General features: G+C 35.5%; 19 protein-coding genes. 9 read left to right on the top strand and 10 right to left on the bottom strand.

Annotated features, from left to right (window positions below; genetic code table 11):
* Positions 1 to 61: 61 nt before the first annotated feature.
* Both H3T54_RS07620 and ilvC read right to left on the bottom strand, forming a co-directional pair.
* Positions 62 to 643: a cell division protein ZapC gene (locus H3T54_RS07620; protein ID WP_198221833.1), complete on the bottom strand. Its 582-nt coding sequence runs from the start codon at positions 641 to 643 to the stop codon at positions 62 to 64.
* A 293-nt stretch (positions 644 to 936) separates the two neighbouring features.
* A complete protein-coding gene (gene ilvC / locus H3T54_RS07625) occupies positions 937 to 2415 on the bottom strand; it encodes a ketol-acid reductoisomerase (RefSeq protein WP_065614117.1) in 1479 nt (492 codons plus the stop codon).
* A 177-nt stretch (positions 2416 to 2592) separates the two neighbouring features.
* Between ilvC and H3T54_RS07630 the strand changes: the two genes are divergently transcribed.
* The 5 genes from H3T54_RS07630 to fis are packed head-to-tail and all read left to right on the top strand — an operon-like array spanning position 2593 to position 6471.
* Complete coding sequence (locus H3T54_RS07630) at positions 2593 to 2820, top strand: YhdT family protein (RefSeq protein WP_110448276.1); 228 nt, start codon at positions 2593 to 2595, stop codon at positions 2818 to 2820.
* A gap of 11 nt (positions 2821 to 2831) precedes the next feature.
* The gene (gene panF / locus H3T54_RS07635) at positions 2832 to 4283 is read left to right on the top strand and encodes a sodium/pantothenate symporter (RefSeq protein ID WP_198221835.1); all 1452 of its coding nucleotides are present in this window, start codon (positions 2832 to 2834) and stop codon (positions 4281 to 4283) included.
* Positions 4258 to 5124 (top strand): 50S ribosomal protein L11 methyltransferase, encoded by an 867-nt coding sequence (gene prmA, locus H3T54_RS07640; RefSeq protein ID WP_198221837.1) that lies wholly within the window; start codon positions 4258 to 4260, stop codon positions 5122 to 5124. Before panF ends, prmA begins: the two co-directional genes overlap by 26 nt.
* A gap of 35 nt (positions 5125 to 5159) precedes the next feature.
* Positions 5160 to 6158 carry a tRNA dihydrouridine synthase DusB gene (gene dusB, locus H3T54_RS07645; protein WP_110448279.1) on the top strand — a complete coding sequence of 333 codons (999 nt, stop codon included), beginning with the start codon at positions 5160 to 5162 and terminating at the stop codon, positions 6156 to 6158.
* A 16-nt stretch (positions 6159 to 6174) separates the two neighbouring features.
* Positions 6175 to 6471 (top strand): DNA-binding transcriptional regulator Fis, encoded by a 297-nt coding sequence (fis, locus tag H3T54_RS07650; RefSeq protein WP_034883623.1) that lies wholly within the window; start codon positions 6175 to 6177, stop codon positions 6469 to 6471.
* A gap of 92 nt (positions 6472 to 6563) precedes the next feature.
* On the opposite strand, the gene H3T54_RS07655 is transcribed toward fis, so the two are convergent.
* The 6 genes from H3T54_RS07655 to rbsD are packed head-to-tail and all read right to left on the bottom strand — an operon-like array spanning position 6564 to position 12352.
* The gene (locus H3T54_RS07655) at positions 6564 to 7556 is read right to left on the bottom strand and encodes a substrate-binding domain-containing protein (protein WP_198199179.1); all 993 of its coding nucleotides are present in this window, start codon (positions 7554 to 7556) and stop codon (positions 6564 to 6566) included.
* An 11-nt stretch (positions 7557 to 7567) separates the two neighbouring features.
* Entirely contained in the window at positions 7568 to 8497 is a 930-nt protein-coding gene (gene rbsK / locus H3T54_RS07660; RefSeq protein WP_198221839.1) for a ribokinase, read from the bottom strand.
* Positions 8498 to 8545: 48 nt separating this feature from the next.
* On the bottom strand, positions 8546 to 9421 hold the full coding sequence (rbsB, locus tag H3T54_RS07665; RefSeq protein ID WP_110448282.1) for a ribose ABC transporter substrate-binding protein RbsB: 876 nt from the start codon (positions 9419 to 9421) through the stop codon (positions 8546 to 8548).
* Positions 9422 to 9452: 31 nt separating this feature from the next.
* Positions 9453 to 10403 carry a ribose ABC transporter permease gene (gene rbsC, locus H3T54_RS07670; protein ID WP_198221841.1) on the bottom strand — a complete coding sequence of 317 codons (951 nt, stop codon included), beginning with the start codon at positions 10401 to 10403 and terminating at the stop codon, positions 9453 to 9455.
* The gene (gene rbsA / locus H3T54_RS07675; protein WP_198221843.1) at positions 10390 to 11904 is read right to left on the bottom strand and encodes a ribose ABC transporter ATP-binding protein RbsA; all 1515 of its coding nucleotides are present in this window, start codon (positions 11902 to 11904) and stop codon (positions 10390 to 10392) included. Before rbsA ends, rbsC begins: the two co-directional genes overlap by 14 nt.
* Positions 11905 to 11932: 28 nt before the next feature.
* Positions 11933 to 12352 (bottom strand): D-ribose pyranase, encoded by a 420-nt coding sequence (gene rbsD, locus H3T54_RS07680; RefSeq protein WP_198221845.1) that lies wholly within the window; start codon positions 12350 to 12352, stop codon positions 11933 to 11935.
* Between the two features lie 255 nt (positions 12353 to 12607).
* On the opposite strand from rbsD, the gene H3T54_RS07685 reads away from it, so the two are divergent.
* Positions 12608 to 13351, top strand: coding sequence for a YebC/PmpR family DNA-binding transcriptional regulator (locus H3T54_RS07685; RefSeq protein ID WP_110448286.1), 744 nt, complete (start codon positions 12608 to 12610; stop codon positions 13349 to 13351).
* Positions 13351 to 13839 carry a crossover junction endodeoxyribonuclease RuvC gene (gene ruvC / locus H3T54_RS07690; protein WP_198221847.1) on the top strand — a complete coding sequence of 163 codons (489 nt, stop codon included), beginning with the start codon at positions 13351 to 13353 and terminating at the stop codon, positions 13837 to 13839. The genes H3T54_RS07685 and ruvC overlap by 1 nt, the downstream gene beginning before the upstream one ends.
* Before the next feature lie 179 nt (positions 13840 to 14018).
* Here the strand turns inward: ruvC and H3T54_RS07695 are convergent, their stop codons facing one another.
* Together H3T54_RS07695 and H3T54_RS07700 are read right to left on the bottom strand one after the other, a co-directional pair.
* Positions 14019 to 17228, bottom strand: coding sequence for an efflux RND transporter permease subunit (locus H3T54_RS07695; protein WP_198221849.1), 3210 nt, complete (start codon positions 17226 to 17228; stop codon positions 14019 to 14021).
* Between the two features lie 19 nt (positions 17229 to 17247).
* Complete coding sequence (locus tag H3T54_RS07700) at positions 17248 to 18444, bottom strand: efflux RND transporter periplasmic adaptor subunit (RefSeq protein WP_110448289.1); 1197 nt, start codon at positions 18442 to 18444, stop codon at positions 17248 to 17250.
* A 375-nt stretch (positions 18445 to 18819) separates the two neighbouring features.
* Here H3T54_RS07700 and zipA point away from each other — a divergent pair, with 375 nt between their 5' ends.
* Positions 18820 to 19746 carry a cell division protein ZipA gene (zipA, locus tag H3T54_RS07705; protein ID WP_370527366.1) on the top strand — a complete coding sequence of 309 codons (927 nt, stop codon included), beginning with the start codon at positions 18820 to 18822 and terminating at the stop codon, positions 19744 to 19746.
* 176 nt (positions 19747 to 19922) lie between these two features.
* Positions 19923 to 21995: an NAD-dependent DNA ligase LigA gene (ligA, locus tag H3T54_RS07710; RefSeq protein ID WP_198221853.1), complete on the top strand. Its 2073-nt coding sequence runs from the start codon at positions 19923 to 19925 to the stop codon at positions 21993 to 21995.
* Positions 21996 to 22048 lie beyond the last annotated feature (53 nt).

The raw sequence follows: 22048 nt of genomic DNA on the forward strand, positions 1-22048 counted from the left end.
AAGAGAATAGATTAATAAATGAGTAGAAACTTGCTACTCATTTAGAATAAAATTATATTAATTAAGAAATAGCTTTTAATGCTAATTGCTCATTCTCAGAAACTACTGAATTTTCTGTTTTTGCTAATGAGTTAACTAAAGCTAATCTGTCATTCATCACTTTGATTGCTTCTGAAAAATAAAAAGTTTTATTCATCGCTACAAATGTTGGTTGTGCAATAATACAAAGTGAGGCGTTTTCACCCGCTTCAACAACTAATAAACATACTTTTTGGCCATTCTCTTGCATATTTACGCTAACAACATCAGCTACTTTAGGTTGGTAAAACATTGGCTGTTGAGAAAAATACCAGCTTTTAGGCATTTGTGGCTTTAAAAAATTTGCTGCAACAATTGCATTAATGGATAATTCAATTTTTTGAGAGTCAGTTAACGCCAACGATTGACAGCTATCATAAAACTGGTAATAAGCTGTTGCATCATCAACTGAAAAAGAAAACTCATTAAATACATCTGGAATTAATATTTTGCTAGCATAATTACAACGAAATAGCATTTCTGATGAAATTTCAAGCATTAAACTATCATATTCATTATCAAAATACCAACGCCAGCTGTCTGTTGGTCGAAAAGCCATTTTCATTGATATTTCATCCTTTCAAATTGAACTAAATTTGAACAAAATATATCATAATTTATATAAAAAATAAATAAAAATTTAAAATAAGAAAATTTTAATTATTTAATTTTTAAAAATTTTATGTCGATCCACTCAAGATCAAAATGATCTAAGTTAGATCTAAATTTAGATCTTAATGATCCTTTCGAATCAAATTTAATTTTAATGAAAATAGCATGTATATATAATTATAAATAACAAATTTTTAGCATAAAAAAAGGTGCTATTTAGCACCTTTTTATAATCAGTTAATAGAATTAACTTGCAACATTAATACGTTTCATATCAGTCATATAGCTACGAAGTTTACGTCCAATAACTTCGATTGGATGATGACGAATAGCTTCATTAACATCACGTAGTTGTGCGTTATCAACACTTCCTTCAGGGATTGCTTTCCCTAAATCACCAGCTTGTAACATTGGCATAAATTTCTCTTTTAACAATGGTACAGCTGCATTAGCAAATAAATAGTTACCATATTCAGCGGTATCTGAAATAACAACATTCATTTCATACAGACGTTTACGGGCAATAGTATTTGCGATAAGTGGTAATTCGTGTAATGATTCATAATAAGCCGATTCAGGTAAAATTCCAGACTCAAGCATGGTTTCAAATGCTAGTTCAACACCAGCTTTAACCATAGCAACCATTACAACTCCTTGATCGAAATAAGCTTGTTCATCAATCTTACCTTGGTATTCTGCCGCTTTTTCAAATGCAGTTTCACCTGTTTCTTTACGCCATTTCAATAAGTTAACATCATCGTTAGCCCAATCTTTCATCATAGTAGATGAAAACTCACCAGAAATAATGTCATCCATATGTTTACGATAAAGATCGGTCATAATTACTTTTAATTCTTTAGCTAACGCATTAGCGCGTAACTTAGCTGGATTTGATAAACGATCCATCATTAAGGTAATACCACCTTGTTTTAATGCTTCAGTGATCGTTTCCCAACCAAATTGTAATAATTTACACGCATATGCTGGATCTACGCCATCAGCAACCAATTTATCAAAGCAAAGTAATGATCCAGTTTGTAACATACCACATAAAATAGTTTGTTCACCCATTAGATCTGATTTAACTTCAGCAACAAAAGAAGATTGTAACACACCGGCACGATGACCACCTGTTGCTGCCGCCCATGCCTTAGCAATTGCTAGACCTTCACCTTTCGGATCGTTTTCTGGATGTACAGCGATCAAGGTTGGTACACCAAATCCACGTTTATATTCTTCACGAACTTCTGTTCCTGGACATTTTGGCGCAACCATAACGACAGTAATATCTGGTCGGATTTTTTCACCAACTTCAACGATATTAAAACCATGTGAGTAACCTAATGCCGCATCTTTTTTCATTAATGGTTGTACTGCTTGTACCACAGCAGAATGTTGTTTATCTGGAGTAAGGTTGATAACCAAATCAGCTGTTGGGATTAATTCTTCATAAGTTCCTACTTTAAAACCATTCTCAGTAGCTTTTTTCCATGATGCTCTTTTTTCATCAATAGCTTCTTTACGTAATGCATAAGCAATATCTAAACCAGAATCACGCATATTTAGCCCTTGGTTAAGACCTTGTGCACCACAACCTACGATGACAATTTTTTTACCTTTTAAAAAATTAGCTTCTGATGCAAATTCATCGCGCGCCATAAAACGACATTGACCTAATTGTTCTAATTTTTCGCGTAAATTTAGTGTATTAAAATAATTTGACATTATTCTCTCCATGAGTTGAATTTCTGATAATTAAGTTGTATGCACTATACCGTAAAAGCATAATTGCGGAAATTGATATATTTAGAATATTATGTTGCATAAATTGCAATATACTTGCTAAGTTAACTACTTTCTTTTACTCTAAGCCACCCCAGATAACTTAACCATTTATTTATTATGGATACTCGTTACAAGCAAGCTAATAAAGAAGCAAAACTTTCATTGCTACTGACTATCATTTACTTCGCTGCATGGGTAATTACTGCTTATATTGTCAAAAATCAAACCGGATTTTTGGGTTTACCATTATGGTTTGAACTATCCTGTATATTTGTACCATTGGGTTTTATCTTGTTGTGTTTTGTTATAGTAAAAAAACAATTTAAAAATATTTCACTAGAATAGGTCATTAAACCGTGCAATTAGATATTATTCTTCCTCTTGTTATTTATCTTATATTTGTATTTGCATTATCAATTTATGCATATGCAAAACGAAAAAAAGTAAACCAATTTACTGATTATTTTATTGGTAATCGGACTATGGGCGGTTTTTTACTGGCAATGACTTTAGCTGCAACTTATATTAGTGCCAGTTCTTTTATCGGTGGTCCAGGTGCTGCTTATAAATATGGTCTCGGTTGGGTTCTGTTGTCGATGATTCAAGTTCCTACCGTATTATTATCACTTGGTATTCTTGGCAAAAAATTCGCAATTTTAGCGCGTAAATACAATGCAATAACGCTAAGTGATATGCTCTATTCTCATTATAAAAGCAAACTAATTGTATGTTTTGCCAGTATTGCGCTTATTGCGGCTTTTATTGGTGCTATGACCGTACAATTTGTCGGTGGAGCCCGATTACTACAATCATCTGTAGGTATTCCCTATGATATAGGATTACTTATTTTTGGTATTGGTACCGTAATTTACACAGCTTTTGGCGGATTTAGAGCCAGCATATTAAATGATGCATTTCAAGGGTTGGTAATGATGATTGGCGCCATTTTGTTATTAGTTGCCATTATTTATGCTGGCGGTGGCATTACAAATATAGTTGATCGTTTAAATCAGATCGATCCTGCTTTATTAACACCTCAAGGCCCTGACAATTTTATGGACTTTCCATTTATGGCATCATTCTGGGTTTTAGTCTGTTTTGGAGTTGTTGGTTTACCTCATACCGCTGTTCGTTGTATGGCTTATAAAGATAGTAAGGCTGTTCATCAAGGCATTATTATTGGTACTGCTGTTGTGACAATCATCATGTTAACAATGCATCTATCTGGCGCACTTGGAAGAGCAATAATAAGTGATTTAACCATTCCAGACCAAATTGTACCAACATTAATTATAAAGGTTTTACCTCCTTTAGCCGCAGGAATTTTTTTGGCAGCACCATTATCAGCAATTATGTCCACCATTAATGCACAATTATTACAAGTTTCATCTGTAATTATTAAAGACCTGTTCTTAACGATGAGACCAAATACTAAATTTAGTGATAAAATGCTTACTCGCATATCAATTATCATCACCTTTATTTTTGGTGGTTTATTAATTGTCGCTGCATGGAACCCACCAAAAATGATCATATGGCTTAATTTATTAGCTTTTGGTGGACTTGAAGCAGTATTCTTATGGCCTCTAGTACTAGGATTATATTGGAAAAAAGCTAATTCAACAGGTGCTTTTTGCTCGATGTTTGCTGGTGCTATAAGCTACACATTACTTGCTGTTTATAACATTAAAATTTATGCTTTCCATCCAATAGTGCCATCATTACTTATTGGATTAGTTATATTTATTATTGCCAATCATTTTGGCCAGACGGGAAAATATTATGCCTTGGATTCAACTCAGAATTAACACAACTAGTGATTTAGCTGAAAGTATTAGCGAACAATTAGAAGAATCAGGGGCAGTGTCAGTCACTTTTCAAGATACTTTTGATAACCCTGTTTTTGAACCTTTACCTGGTGAAACAAAACTTTGGGGGAATACCGATGTTGTCGGATTATATGATGCTGAAACAGATATTGACGAGTTAAAATCAATTTTAAATCTTGAGCAATATTCTTATAAAATCGAACAATTGGAAGATAAAGACTGGGAACGAGAATGGATGGATAATTTCCATCCAATGCAATTTGGTAAACGATTGTGGATCTGCCCCAGCTGGCGTGAAATACCCGATCCCAATGCGGTTAATGTAATGTTAGATCCAGGTTTAGCCTTCGGTACAGGTACTCATCCTACGACAGCTTTATGCTTAACTTGGCTAGACAGTCTCGATCTTAATAACAAAATTGTGATCGATTATGGATGTGGTTCAGGTATTTTAGCCATTGCGGCGTTAAAATTAGGTGCAGCAAGAGTTATAGGCATTGATATTGATCCTCAAGCAATCCAAGCAAGTTGTGACAATGCTGAACGTAACAAAGTAAGTGAAAAGATTGAGCTTTATTTGGCAAAAGATATTCCCGATAATTTACAAGCGGATGTGGTAGTAGCTAACATTTTGGCCGGCCCGTTGAAAGAACTTAAACCCCAGATTAGTAAATTAGTAAAGCCATCAGGAGAACTTGGACTATCTGGAATTTTAGCGAATCAATCGCAAAGCGTATGTGAAGCATATCAAACTGAGTTTGTCCTTGATCCGGTTATTGAACAGGATGAATGGTGCCGTATAACCGGTAAAAAATTATAAAAAATTAACATTACCCCTTTTAACTTCGAGAAAAAATGCGTAATATAGCCGGCCTTAATTCGCTTAGTATCGGCAAGGTCAATTTAAAAAATAATCTGATTGCTGCTCCAATGGCAGGAATCAGTGATAAACCGTTTCGGAATTTATGTCACCGCTTTGGTGCTGGAATGACTGTCTCTGAAATGTTTTTAGCAAATTCTGATGTTTGGCATACTGATAAATCAGCATTAAGAATGATTTCAAATGATGATGTCGGTATACGTGCAGTTCAAATAGTTGGCTCAGACCCCGACGAAATGGCGAGAGCGGCTGAATTTAACGTCAAACATGGAGCTCAGTTAATTGACATCAATATGGGGTGTCCGGCTAAAAAGGTGAATAAAAAATTAGCTGGCTCTGCTTTAATGCAGTATCCAGAGCTAATAAAAACTATTTTGCAGAAAGTTGTTGGTGCTGTTGATGTACCAGTAACATTAAAAACTCGGACTGGATGGGATAAAAATAATAGAAATTGCATTGAAATCGCACAAATTGCGCAGGATTGTGGCATAAAGGCCATTACTATTCATGGGCGGAGTCGTGCATGCTTATTCAATGGAAAGGCTGAATATGAATCCATTAAAGCAGTTAAAGAAAAGGTAACTATTCCGGTAATTGCAAATGGTGATATTTGTACCCCAGAACAAGCAAAAGATGTTTTTAAATATACGCAAGCTGATGGTATAATGATCGGCCGAGCGGCACAAGGGCGACCTTGGATATTTGAAGAAATTGCATTCTATTTAACACACGGACAGTTAAAGAAAAATAAGTCAATTGATGAAGTTGAGCAAATAGTGTTAACACACCTTGAAGAACTTTATCAATTCTATGGAGAATACAAAGGATTACGGATTGCCAGAAAGCATGTAAATTGGTATACCAAGAACTATGCTGACAGCGATCAATTCAGGCGCTTATTTAGTGTACTTAGCAATTCATGTGAGCAAGTAAAAACACTAAAAGCATTTTTTAGTCAAATTAGAAACAAATAAAAGAGTTAAATATACTATGTCAGAACAACGCGTTACAGCTGCAGCACTTAAATTTACAACTGTAAACTCACAAGACCAAATAACACAAAAACCTTTGCGAGATTCGGTAAAACAAGCTTTAAAAAACTATTTATCACAATTAAATGGTGAAGATCCTACTGATCTATATGAATTAGTGTTAGCTGAAGTTGAACACCCATTCCTTGATATGGTTATGCAATATACTCGTGGCAATCAAACTCGAGCAGCAAATATGCTTGGTATCAACCGTGGTACTCTACGCAAAAAATTAAAACAATATGGAATGAGTTAGTCTAAATCTCTAAAACCATATTATAGGATTATTTAAAAGCGTCTTCTTTGGAGGACGCTTTTTTTGTTCTCAATATATCAATTAGATGTTATTTACGCTGAAAAACGTTTAATTAATGTAGGAGTTAAAGTCAATATTTGTCGCGACTCTTGAGGATTTTGAATACGATTTAGTAAAGTTTCGACTGCTAACTGGCCTAATTCTTCTTTTGGTTGATGGATAGTTGTCAAAGAAGGAGTCATGTATTGCGCAATTTCAATATCATCATAACCAATAATAGCGATATCTTTGCCAACTTCAAGACCATTTTGATATAGAGTTTGGTAAGCACCAATTGCCATGGCATCATTAAAACAAAATACCGCTTCCGGCGGAATCGGTAAATCTAATAATTGCTGCATAGCAATCACGCCAGATGAAAAGTGAAAATCCCCTTGTACTTCATAGCCGTCAAGTATGGTTATATTAGCGGCTTGCAGAGCATTTCTAAAGCCTTTTAAACGCAATTGAGATTGGTTATTATTCAATGGCCCAGTAATACACGCGATCTTTTTATAATTTTGTTCAATGAGATAATTGGTAGCTAAAGTAGCACCATATAAAGAATGATCCTTTATAATATCATAAAGAGCACTAAATGGTGTCCGGTCCACCATAACTATGGCAAGTTTAGGATATTTAGTGAATATCTGTTGTGGGATTGGCTGAGTTTCAGTACACATTGTTAGTAAACCATCAACACGTTTTTGTAATAAATGTTCAATATTAATTAACATTCGTTGCTGGTCACCTTCGGTATGACATAATATTAAATTATACCCCAGCCTATAACAACATCTCTCAACGCCCTGCACTATTTCTGAAAAGAAGGGGTTATTACTTGCTGTTACTACCATACCAATAGTAAATGTTTTATTACTTTTTAAACTTCGAGCAATGGCTGAAGGTGTATAATTTAATTGTTTGATTGCCAATTCAACTTTTTTTCGAATAGTTGGACTAACATAACGGTCATTATTAATGACATGAGAGACAGTTGATGTCGATACTTTCGCAAAATTTGCGATATCCTTCATAGTTGCCAAGTCGAAACTACCTATTTACTTTGTTGTTCAAGAAACTCTTCTACTTCATTTCGAGATGGTACTGCTGTTTGAGCTCCCGATTTCGTAACTGATAATGCACCAGCTGCATGGGCATATTTAATCGCTTGTTCTAAAGTTTTACCTTCTAACAACGCGGTAACTAACATACCATTGAAAGTATCACCTGCACCAATAGTATCAATTGCTTTGACTTTAAATCCAGCAATGATTGCCCCTTGTTGTGCAGAACTTACCCAGGCACCTTTACAGCCTAAAGTAATAATAACCGTTTCGATACCTTTTTTATGTAAAAAAATCGCAGCTTGCTCGGCATCTTTTTCCGTTAAAACTTTAATACCTGTTAAGTATTCAGCTTCAGTTTCATTAGGGGTAATAATATCAATGTGTTTAAGTAAATCATCTGATAATTTTTGTGCTGGAGCCGGATTTAAAATAACTTGAGTCTGATGTTGTTTAGCCAATTTTGCTGCTTGTTCAATTGTTGCCAACGGTGTTTCCAATTGCATTAAAATAGCATCAGCATTGATAATATCTTCTTTATATTTAAGTAAATATTCTGTAGTAACTTGTGCATTTGCACCAGCATGGATAGCAATTTGATTTTCACCTTGTGCATTAACTAAAATCAAAGCTACCCCAGTATTTTGCCCTTCAATACAAGCTACTGAACAAGTATTAATATTATCATTGTTAAGCTGCTGTTTAATTTTGTTACCTAGTTCATCATTTCCGACAGCAGCAATAAATTGAATATTTGCACCCAATCGACCTGCTGCAACAGCTTGGTTTGCCCCCTTACCACCGAAAGAAATTTTATAGTTTGATCCTGATAATGTTTCACCCGGTTTAGGAAACTTAGGAACATTTAAAATATGATCAACATTAACACTACCTAAGACAATCAATTTTTTACGTTTCATTTATCTAATTCCTAATTAAATAGGACGTTTATCACGTCCTATACTAATCTATTTACTAATTAATTTTAACTCCACAGGAATACTCGGACTGACTTTTTCACCTTTTATAACTTTATCAGCGATTTCTACCCCAATTGCGCCAATTTTATCGGGTTGTTGTGCCACAGTTGCAGCTAATTTACCGCGTTCTACAGATTTGATACCATCATCAGTACCATCGAATCCAACGATCAAAATGTCAGTTCGACCAGCGGTTTGAATCGCTCGCATTGCACCTAATGCCATTTCATCATTTTCTGCAAATACAGCTTGAACAGTGGGATAAGCCGTTAATAAATTTTGCATAACATTCATACCTTTAGCTCTATCAAAATCCGCAGGCTGTGCAGTTAAAATGGTAAAATTATTTTCTTGTTGTGACTGATTAAATCCTTCACCTCTTTCACGTGAAGCCGAAGTACCTACAATTCCTTGTAGTTGAATGACTTTTGCCTGTTTACCTAACTTATTAACAATAAAATCACCAGCCATTTTACCGCCAGCAACATTGTCTGATGCTATATGGCTAACTACCTCACCTTTCACTGAACCACGGTCAAGGGTTATAACAGGAATATTTGCTTTGTTAGCCGCTAGAACAGCGTTACCAACTGCTTCCGAATCTGTCGGATTAATTAAAATAATCTTTGTTCCTTTAACAATTGTATCTTCAACATTTGCTAACTCTTTGGCGGGATTATTTTGGGAATCTAACACTACTAAATCGTAACCTAGTTCATTAGCTTTTTTTACGGCTCCCTCTTTTAAAGTAACAAAAAATGGATTGTTTAGCGTGGATATTATTAAAGCAATATTCTCTTTTGCCGAAGCTTGAAAGACAAATAAAAAACTTATTAATACAGCAATGTACTTATTTAATCTCATAACTTTCTCCTAGCTACTTTTATTAAAAAAATTACTTATTAGTTTTTTTATCAACTAAAACCGCAAGTAATATGACGCCACCTTTGACTATCATTTGATAATACGCATCGACCCCTAACATATTTAAGCCATTATTCAAAAAACCTAGAATTAACGCACCGATTAGGGTCCCAATAATTTTACCGCGCCCTCCTGACATACTTGTGCCGCCAAGAACAACAGCAGCAATTGCATCCATCTCGTAACCAGTTCCTGCTGTAGGTTGAGCTGAGGACAATCTTGAAACCTCAATTGTACTGGCAACAGCACACAGTAAACCACTCATCGCATAAACAATAATTTTTACCTTATCAACATTGATACCTGATAATTGTGTTGCTGATTCGTTACCGCCAAGGGCATAAATATAGCGACCTAAACGCGTATATTTCAACAAATACCATGCCGCGGCAAACACAACCAACATAATGATAATTGGTACTGGAATACCGAATACTCGACCAAATGCGATCCATTCAAACATTTCGGAATTATCATTAGTACCAATAGAAATTGGACTTCCTTTTGTATATACCAGTGTTGCACCACGTAAGATTAACATCATCACTAATGTTGCAATAAAAGCTTGAAGCTTTCCTTTCGCGATAATGACTCCAGAAAAGGCCCCTAATATTGCACTTAAAATTAAAGCAGCACATATAGCAATAAATGGGGAAATGTCGGAACCAATCATCGATGCGGTCACAGCGCCCGCTAGTGCAAATATCGAGCCAACTGTAAGATCAATACCGGATGTTAGAATGACTAAGGTCATTCCAACCGCAATAATGGCGTTAATTGAGGTTTGCTGCAAAATATTAAAAATATTATTTAACGTGAAAAAGTTATCACTTAAACATGAAACGATTAAGATTAATACCAGTAACGTTATTAATGACTTCTGCTCAACTAATACATTTTTGAGCGTTTTATTTTGCAGCATCAGATTTCTCCTGTATTTTTCCTACGGCAGCGGCCATAAGTTTTTCTTGTGTTGCTTCATTAATAGTAAAATTTCCGGTTACTTTTCCTTCATGAATAACTAAAATGCGGTCACTCATGCCAAGAATTTCGGGCATGTCGGACGAAACTAAGATAACACTTAATCCTTGTTGTTTGAATTGATTAATCAGTTGATAAATTTCCTTTTTAGCGCCAACATCAACACCTCTGGTTGGTTCATCCAAAATTAATATGCTTGGACGTGTCATTAATCCTTTAGCAATAGCAACTTTTTGTTGATTACCACCTGATAATAAACCTATTGTTTGATTAATTGATGGGGTTTTAATATTGAATAGTCCCACATAATCATCAACCGCTCGTCGTTCATTTTTTAGTTTTAACTGTTTAAATTGATTAACAAAATAACCAAGGGAGTTGAGTGACATATTATCTTTAACTGACATGCCTAAAATTAATCCATCTCTTTTGCGGTCTTCAGAGATATAAACAATGCCGTTCATTAAACCATCTTTTGGCGAACGTGTTTTAATGGCTTTGCCATTTAAAGTTATTGTTCCTGATTTAGCGGGATTTGCGCCATAAATCATCTTCATCAACTCGGTTCGTCCAGCCCCCATAAGACCAGAGATACCTAATATTTCTCCTTCATGAAGAGAAAAACTAACATCATTCACACCATCACCAATAAGGTGGTTAACCTGTAACGTGATATTTCCTTTTTCCATTTCGATGCGTGGATATTGTTCTTCAAGCTTACGACCCACCATCATCTCAATTAAACTATCTTCATCCAATTGAGTGATCTTCTTTTCCCCCACAAATTGACCATCACGTAATACGGTTACTGCATCGCAAATTTGAAAGATTTCTTTTAGACGATGAGAGATATAGACAATGCCACAATTTTGTTTTTTGAGTTTATTAATGACTTCAAATAATGAAGCGGTTTCTGTATCGGTGAGAGCATCGGTTGGTTCATCCATAATGATAACTTTAGAATCAAAACTTAGCACTTTGGCAATTTCAACCATTTGCTGTTCACCAATCGACAAATCACTAATCAATCTTCGACTGTTATAATTCAAATGCAATTGCGCTAATAATTTATCGGCTTCAGCATAGGTTTTTTGCCAATCAATACAACCGAATTTATTGGTAAATTCTCGACCTAAAAAGATATTTTCGGCGATGGATAATTGCGGTATTAAATTCAATTCTTGATGAATTATACCTATTCCGGCTAATTGCGAAGCTTTGGGACCATTGAAGTTAACTTTACTACCTTGATAAATAATTTCACCAGAATCTTTTTTATATATTCCTGTGAGTACTTTCATTAACGTAGATTTACCCGCGCCATTTTCGCCGATTAAGGCCATAACTTGACCAGCTTTAACAGTCAGATTAGCGCCTGAAAGCGCTTTAACACCGGGAAAAGATTTAGATATATCAGTAAGCTGTAATAAAATATCACTCATAAAATTCCCATTATTTTAATTGTTGTTTTTAAAAAATTACTCCCGACTGTAGAATAATATTCGCGTAAGGTGAACATTCACCAGTCCTAATTACCGCTTTGCATTCGCTGGTTTGCTGTTTTAACATTTCGTGAGTGACATATTCTATATCAATTATATTTTGTTGTGATTCCTCAATTTGTTTAATCTGAGCTAATATTTTTTTATTTATCTCTGGATTATGTTCAAGGATCTCTTCTGCCAGAAGAACTTTTTCAATTTGCATAGATTCAGTTACAGTTTCCAAAACTTGCATAAAAGATGGCACGCCAAATGTCAGCGCCAGATCTATTCTTTCAACATTTTCAGGTATGGGTAAACCTGCATCACCAATAGCAATTTGATCGGTATGTCCCATTTTGGCTAAAGTCTGAACTATTACTGAATTGAACAACTTACTTTTATACATAATGCAATCCTAAGAATAATAATGAAATTGTTTATCGAAACGTTTCGATGAAGGCTTAATCTATCAAGACTAAAGATATAATGAATTAAAACTAAATGAGTTGCAATGAATAAAATATGAATATTTGATACAAATCAATATAATTATTCATTATTAAAATGACATGAACCAATGAAAAAATAGATTGATAATGAACTTTAGTTAAAAGTTTGTTAAAATGATGCGATTTTTAAATTATTTAATCTGGAGAACTCTATGGCAGGTCATAGTAAATGGGCCAATACCAAACACCGCAAAGCAGCTCAAGATGCTAAGCGCGGTAAAATCTTTACCAAAATTATTCGCGAACTTGTAACGGCAGCCAAAATTGGTGGTGGCGATCCAGCGTCTAACCCTCGTCTACGTGCTGCTATGGACAAAGCATTATCTAATAACATGACTCGAGATACCATGAATCGAGCTGTTGCTCGTGGTGTCGGTGGTGAAGATGATACTAATATGGAAACTATCATCTATGAAGGTTATGGACCTGCAGGTACTGCAGTAATGGTTGAATGCTTAAGTGATAACCGAAACCGTACTGTATCTGAAGTTCGTCACGCTTTCACTAAAACTGGCGGTAATCTAGGTACTGACGGCTCAGTATCTTATTTATTTACTAAAAAAGGTGTGATCTCTTATCCTGCAGGCACTGATGAAGATCAAGTAATGGATGCGGCACTTGAAGCTGGTGCTGATGATGTGGTTACTTATGATGATGGTGCAATTGATGTATTTACTACACCTGAATCATTCGGTGAAGTTAAAGATGCACTCGATGCAGCTGGTTTAGTGGCTGAATCCGCTGAAGTTTCAATGATTCCAGCAACCAAAGTTGATCTTGATATTGAGTCTGCACCAAAATTACTACGTCTTATCGATATGCTTGAAGATTGTGATGATGTTCAAGAGGTTTATCATAACGGAGAAGTGTCAGACGAAGTTGCTGCAACACTCTAATGACTATTATTCTGGGTATTGACCCAGGCTCTCGTTTGACGGGTTATGGCGTAATTCGTCAAACGGGACGACAACTCACCTATCTTGGCAGTGGCTGTATTCGCACTGCTGTCGATGACTTACCCACACGTTTGAAACGTGTCTATGCAGGAGTAAGCGAAATCATTCTTCAATTTCAACCGAACATGTTTGCTATTGAACAAGTATTTATGGCACGTAATGCCGATTCTGCTTTAAAATTGGGTCAAGCACGAGGCTCTGCAATTGTCGCAGCAGTCAATCATGATTTACCCATTTTTGAATATGCTGCACGCTTGGTCAAACAAAGTGTAGTTGGCACTGGAGCTGCCGACAAAAAACAAGTTCAACATATGGTTAGACTACTATTAAAATTACCTGCAAGTCCTCAAGCAGATGCGGCAGATGCACTAGCTATAGCAATTACCCATGCCCATATGAGTCAACAATTAATCAAATCACGTAAATAATCTAATACTATTCCATATTAACGCCCTGCGTTTATAACTTAAAAACCCCTTTCCTCAACTTTTATCCAACTGTATGAAAACTGTTAAATTAAAATATCAAATAGGCAATCTATTAAAAGTTAGATAAAAAAAAGCACCAATATTATTGGTGCTTTAAATTCATATTAATTATTCATTAACTATTTCTCAGTTTTACCAGTATAGTTAGTTGGCAACACCACTTTATTCTTATGTTTAGTGAATAGTTTAGTTATAAATAAGAAGAATAACGGAACATAGAAAATCGCTAAGAACGTTGCCGTTAACATACCACCAATAACCCCCGTACCTACCGCATTCTGACTTACAGAACCGGCACCACTACTGGTAGCCAGTGGATAAACACCTAGAATAAAGGCAAATGAAGTCATTAAAATTGGGCGTAAGCGTAAGCGACACGCTTCTAATGTTGCATCAATTAATGACTTACCTTCTTTTTCAAGCGCATCTTTAGCAAATTCTACGATCAGAATAGCATTCTTAGCCGATAGACCCATTGTTGTTAATAGACCAACGATAAAGTAGATATCATTATCAAGGCCTCTAAACATAGTTGCATATACAGTACCAATAATACCTAATGGGATAACGAATAAGATAGAAATAGGTACAGTCCAACTTTCATATAATGCAGCTAACGATAGGAACACTACGATAAGTGAGATAATATAAAGTGTTGTCGTTTGTGAACCTGTTTGACGTTCTTGGTAAGAAATATCTGTCCAATCATACGAGAAACCTTTCGGTAAGTTTTTAGATAGTTCTTCCATTATTGCCATAGCTTGTCCTGAACTCATACCTGGTGCAGCGGCTCCACTGACGCCCATGGCTGCAACGCCATCATAACGAACAAGAGATGGCGAACCATAACTCTTAGTTGTAGTGGCAAATGCATCATAAGGAACCATTTCACCTTTTTGATTTTTAACATGCCAAAAGCTGAAATCATCAGGTAACATTCGATAAGCCGAATCTGATTGTAAATAGACTTTTTTAACCCGATTGTTATAAACAAAGTCATCAATATAAGCTGAACCCAATGCTGTTGAAAGTACGGTATTTACGCTACTTACTGCAACACCAAGTGCTTGAGCAGTTTCAAAATCGACATTAATCTTATATTGTGGGACATCTAGCATACTACCTGGACGAACTTGTTGTAGATTAGGATTCTGTGCAGCTTGCCCCAATAATTGGAAAAATGCCCCCATTAGTGCCTCATGGCCAAGTCCAGCGGTATCTTTTAACATGTAAGAAAAACCATTTGCCATACCAAGTGATGGTACAGCCGGTACATTCGTAATAATGACCCGACCTTCAGTAATAGTAGAAGCGAATCCCCAACCACTACCAACTAATGCATCAACTTTTTGATCCGGGCGTTTACGTTCATCCCAATCTTTTAATCGAATAAAGCCAAGTCCCATGTTTTGTCCACGACCAACCATGCTAAAACCTGCAACGGTAAAAATCTCTCTGACTGAATCAGCTTTTTCATTCATATAAAATTGAGAGGTTTTGTTCAATACACCCATGGTTTGTTCTAATGTCGCACCGGGTGGTAACTCAACCATTACAATCAACACCCCCTGATCTTCATTTGGTAAGAAACCAGTTGGTAAACGGTTAAAGCCAAATACTAAGCCAACAACTATCAAGACATAGCAAACAAATGAAATCAGTGGATAACGAATAAACTTAATTACCCCTTTTTCATAGGCATATAAACTTTTGTTATACAAATTATTGAACTTATTGAAAAACCATTTAGTTCCAATTGAAAGCCACGTAAACGGAGGTATGGTTTGTAATTTTTCGCCTAATGTTGTTATCTTAACTTTATTTTTCGATGGTGCTTTTAAAATTTGTGCGCAAAGTGCTGGCGTTAATACAATTGCCATCAATACTGATAAAGCCATTGACGTTACAATTGTGATTGAAAATTGACGATATATCCCCCCTGCAGCACCACCATAAAATGCCATTGGTACGAATACGGCGGATAATACCACAGCAATCCCCACTAATGCCGAAGTAATTTGTTCCATCGATTTAACCGTTGCATCATAAGGCGAAAGGCCTTCGTCATGCATAATACGTTCAACGTTTTCAATTACTACGATGGCATCATCGACCAGAAGACCGATGGCCAGCACCATAGCAAACATAGATAACGTATTAATGGTAAATCCAAATATATATAAAACTGCAAAGGTACCTAACAATACTACTGGTACGGTAATAGTTGGAATAAGTGTAGAACGCAGATTTTGTAAAAAGACATACATAACGATAACAACCAATATGATTGCTTCAATTAATGTATGCACAACGTTATTAATCGATAATTTAACAAACGGAGTTGTATCATAAGGATAGGCAAATTTGATATCTTCAGGAAAAATCTGTGATAATTCTTGAATTTTTTGGTCAACTTTTGCTGATGTATCGAGTTGGTTTGCTCCTGTCGCCAAATAAATACCTAAACCAGCTGATGGTTTACCGTCATAACGTGAAAGAAAGTTATAATCAGCAGCACCAATTTCAACATTGGCAACATCTTTTAATAAGATGTTTGAGCCATCTGTGTTAACACGTACTAAAATATTTTGAAATTGCTCAGGTGTTTTTAACCGTGATTGAGCTGTAATAGTTGCATTGAGCTCTTGACCTTCAGTTGCTGGTAAAGCACCTAATTGCCCTGCAGTAACCTGCGCATTTTGTGCTTGAATAGCAGCAATAATTTCTTCAATAGATAAATTAAAATAATTTAGTTTATTAGGATCTAACCAAATACGCATTGCATATTCAGAACCAAATAACTGAGTATCACCGACACCTTGTACACGACGTATCTGATCTTGTACTGTTGAATAAATAAAGTCAGCGATATCTGCTTGTGTTTTTTGAGGATTGGTAGAATAGAAACCAATAACTTTTAAGAAGTTGGTATTATTTTTAGCAACCGATACCCCATTTTTTTGCACGCTTTCTGGCAAACGAGATTTAATACTTTCTACTTTATTTAAGACCTGTACTTGCGCAAAATCAGGGCTAGTGCCGGGAGCAAAAGTCAGAGTGGTTTGTACAACCCCTTGAGCACTACTGGTTGATTTCATATAAATCAAATTATCCAAACCAGTCAAGTTTTGCTCAATCAATTGGGTAACTGTATTCTCAATAGTTTGAGCATCAGCCCCTGGATAAACAGCAGAAACCGTAACAGCTGGTGGTGCGATATCAGGATACTGTTCAACAGCGAGTAGCTTAATACATAAAGCACCGCCCAGCATCATCATGATAGCAATTACCCATGCAAAAACAGGTCTATCAATAAAAAACTTAGCCATAATTAACTCTACCCCTGTTTTATTTCACGCTGCTTTTGATGATATTGTCTAATTGCTCTTGAGAAAGAGTAGCTGGCTTATCTACTACTTGAGCCTTCATTGGTTGCCCCCTTTCTACTGCGGTTAAATTAAGTAAACCGGTAGTAATCACTTGTTCACCAACATCAATGCCACTGGTAACAACCCAATAACCACTGATGCCAGTATAAACTTTAATATCTTGACGATATTCAACTGTATTATCTGGTTTTAAAATCTTAGCTGTATATTGACCTTTTTGGTTACTAGTAATGCCCTGCTGAGGAACTAGTACTGCATTTTTGATAGTACCTAATGTCAATTGTGGTTTTACAAACATCCCCGGTAAAATTTTACCTTCAGCATTTGAAAATTGTGATCGCAGAGTAACTGTTCCAGTCGTTTCATTAACCGTCATATCTGAAAATTTAATATTTCCTGATAGAGCATATTTTGATCCATCATTAAAAAACAATTCAACATTATCACCTTGAGCTGGTTCATAAATTATATTTTCATCTTGAAGATATTTATTATAACGAGTTGCAGCTTCAGTCATATCAACATAAATTGGATCAAGTTGCTGTACCAAAGCTAATGGAGCAGCTTGCCCTGCTGACACTAATGCCCCCTCCGTGACACTTGATTTACCAATATACCCATCAATTGGCGAGTATACTTTCGTGTAGTCCAAATTAACTTTGGCTGCGTGCTCTGCTGCTTGAGCAACTAAAACACTTGCCTCAGCTTGTTTGGCATCGGCAGCCGCTTTATCATATTCTTGTTGACTGATAGATTTAGTATTCAAAAGTCCAGCATAACGCTTTAAGGTTAGTTGAGCTATATTAGCGTTAGCTTTCGCACTAGCTACACTGGCCACCGCACTATCATAATTCGCTTGATAAATGGCTGGGTCAATTTGATAAAGTGATTGACCAGCTTTAACATTTGAACTTTCTTCAAATTCTCGATTTAGTACAATCCCACTAACCTGTGGTCGGATTTCAGCGATCTGGGAAGCAACGACCCGTCCAGGTAAGTTTATTTTTAGAGTATAGTCTAAAGGTTCAACTTTAAAAACAGTTACCTTTGGTAATTGGCCAGCACCATCTTGTGATTGATTATTATCACAACTTGTTAATAACAATAGACTAGTTAATGCCGCTGGCAGAGTAAGTAATAGCTTATTAAATCTCATATAAAAAAGACCTCGGTAACTTAATAATTATTTTTTAAATAAAAACAATGAATATTATTCAAAAGTGATCGGAGATTTTACAAAAAATATGCATAGATTGTAAGAGTCTTAACGCCTTAATAGCACAGAGTTCTAAAAATTATCTGACTTATAAGCCTTAAAAGCAAATTAATAAAAAAATTCTATTGATAATTATGATTATTGCTAGAAATAAAGTAATATAGAATAATAGTTTTTTTGCGCTGTAATAAGTGAGTATGGATTTAACTTAAATGTAAAAAGTAAAAAAATTTCGTTGTGGTATTTTTTAATCCTTTTTTTTCAATTATATTATTGAATAATTTGAATCTATATTTAATTTAATTCTGAGTGGGTATTATGGATAATTTACGTACTGTTCTAATTGTAGTGGCATCCTTGGTCATCATTGCATTATTAATTCATGGGCTTTGGATCAATAAGAAAGAACGTTCTTCTTTATTTAAGTTAGGCAAAAAAGATAAATTCACAACAAATACTCAGCAATATGAAGACATCTATAATGATGAAGATGATGTGATTTTACTCACGCCAAAAAGCAAAACAAATCAGGACGATGCTAATATTTCTATTAATAAAGCACTAGTAGTAGAAGAAGAACAACTACCCCTTCAAGTTGATCTATTTTCAGATGATGACGAACAACAACCAAAAATCGAAACTAAGGTTTCTAATGAGTCGACTCACGATGTTCAACAGGATATCTTTACTGATGAGCCAATGAAAGAAACTTCTGAAATCGAAAAAACAACCAAAGCTAACGAGGATATAAAAACAGATGCTCCTCAACCTGAAGAAAAACTCGAAAAACAAGACAAACTAACGATAGACGATAGTGAAGAAAGCAAAACTGAAATTATTGTATTAAATGTTACTGGCTTAAATGGCAAGGAATTACAAGGTGATATGTTATTAGCTAGCATCATGCAATCAGGATTCCAATTTGGTGATATGCGTATTTTTCATCGCCATGTCGACCCAGCAGGTAATGGGCCGATATTATTTAGTTTAGCAAATATGATTAGTCCGGGGCATCTAGATCCCGAAACTATGCACGAATTTACAACACCAGGTGTATCAATTTTTATGGTTGCACCAACCCATGGAAACAATCAACAAAATTTCAAATTAATGCTACAAACAGCACAACGTATTGCCGATGATGTTAATGGTGTCGTTTTGGATGATGAACATCATATGATGACACCTCAAAAAATCGATAGTTATAAAGAACGCATAAAAAAAGCTTGTAATGAAATTTAAGCTAGCTATTTAAAATTCCTCATTTTTGCTACTATTCCACTAAAAAATTAGTGGAATAGTCTGACTTATATTAGATAATTGACTATATTTAGTAAAATCTGTTGTCCTAAATACAGTTAAATACTATTTTAGTAATAAGCTTAAAAACCTTCTTGATAAATTAAGAGTTTAAAATCATGCCACAATCAAATATAACTGAACATTCAGTAGCGCCATCTAGCTCTAACCAAGATGTAATAACACAGATCTCGACTTTACGTGATCTGATAAGACATCATGAATACTGTTATTATGTGTTAGATGCTCCCGAAATACCCGATGTGGAATATGATAAATTAATTAAACAGCTGCAAAATCTGGAGCTGGCTCATCCTGAACTTATTACCCCTGACTCACCAACCCAACGTGTTGGAGGAGCACCATTATCACAGTTTTCGTCGATCAGACATCAATTACCTATGTTATCATTGGATAATGTTTTTGATGAATCGAGTTTTATCGCTTTTAATAAAAGAATAAAAGATCGCTTAGAGCTTGATGAAGAGCAAGCCGTTGAATACTGTTGCGAGTTAAAACTTGATGGATTGGCGGTAAGTCTGTTATATGAAAATGGCCAATTAATTCAAGCTGCTACACGAGGAGATGGAACGACTGGTGAAGATATTACAGCCAACGTTCGAACAATAAAAACTATTCCACTCGTATTGAAGGGTGAGAATATTCCGTCTCGCCTAGAAGTTCGAGGTGAAGTTTTTATGACGCATAAAGGTTTTGCTAAATTAAATGCAGAAGCTGAAAAACGTAACGAAAAAATATTTGCTAACCCTCGTAATGCTGCTGCCGGTTCATTAAGACAGTTAGATCCTAAAATCACGGCTAAAAGACCACTTACTTTTTTCTGTTATGGCGTTGGTATTAATGAAGGAGCAGATTTACCCAATACTCACTATGCAAGACTAATGCAATTTAAAGCTTGGGGCCTACCAGTAAGTGACAAAGTTCAAATTCGCCATGGAGCACAAGAAGCACTAGATTATTTTAAGCAAATTGGTGATCAAAGAATGTCATTAGACTTTGATATCGATGGTGTTGTAATCAAAGTCAATAGCATTACTGAACAAGAACAACTTGGTTTCGTTGCTCGTGCACCTCGTTGGGCTACTGCATTCAAATTTCCAGCACAAGAAGAAGTAACAAAGTTAAATAAAGTTGACTTTCAAGTCGGGCGTACTGGTGCGATAACGCCAGTAGCCAGATTAGAACCAGTATCAGTTGCCGGGGTAATTGTCAGCAATGCCACACTGCATAACAGCGATGAAATCATCCGGTTAGGTATTCGTGAGGGTGATTATGTCACCGTTCGTCGAGCTGGCGATGTTATTCCACAAATTGTCGCAGTGATTAAAGATCGAAGACCCGCTGATACTAAAGAAATTATTTTTCCAACTCACTGCCCGATTTGTGGTTCAATCATTGTCCGTGATGAAGGGCAAGCGATATCTCGTTGCGCAGGGGGATTAATTTGTCAAGCACAACGCAAAGAAGCTTTAAAACATTTTGTTTCTCGTCGAGCGATGAATGTCGAAGGTTTAGGCGATAAAATAATTGAACAATTAGTTGATAAAGAATATGTCGAAACACCAGCAGATCTTTATAAACTCACAGTGCCAATTTTATGTTCATTAGATAAAGTTGGCGAAAAACTAGCCAATAATTTATTGGGCGCATTAGATAAATCTAAAAATACAAGTTTGAATCGATTTATTTTTGCGCTTGGTATTCCGAATGTTGGTGAAGTCACTGCGGAAAATTTAGTTAATCAATTAGGAAATTTAACCGCAATTGAAAACGCATCTTTAGAACAATTACAATCGGTAAATGATATTGGCGCAGTTATTGCAGAAAGTATTATCGACTTCTTCCAAGAACCTCATAACCGCACAGTAATTGATCAGTTAATTAGTGAGGAAATTGGTATACACTGGCCAGACGTTGAAATACAACTGCTAACAACTGACTCACCATTTTCTGACAAAACCGTCGTGTTAACAGGAACTTTATCAATATTAACACGTGACGAAGCAAAAGCTAAATTAAAACAACTTGGTGCTAAAGTAACAGGTAGTGTTTCAAAAAAAACCGACTTTGTAATTGCTGGAGAAGCAGCTGGTTCAAAATTAACCAAAGCTCAAGAACTTGGAATAAAAGTGATTGATGAACAAGAATTGATAAACTTATTAAATCAATGAATATAAAATAGTGGAGTATATTAAGCTAATCAAGCAAAATGGCTTAATCCCAA

Origin of the sequence: Gilliamella sp. B14384G10 (genome assembly GCF_016101685.1) — a bacterium.
Taxonomy (GTDB): domain Bacteria; phylum Pseudomonadota; class Gammaproteobacteria; order Enterobacterales; family Orbaceae; genus Gilliamella; species Gilliamella apis_A.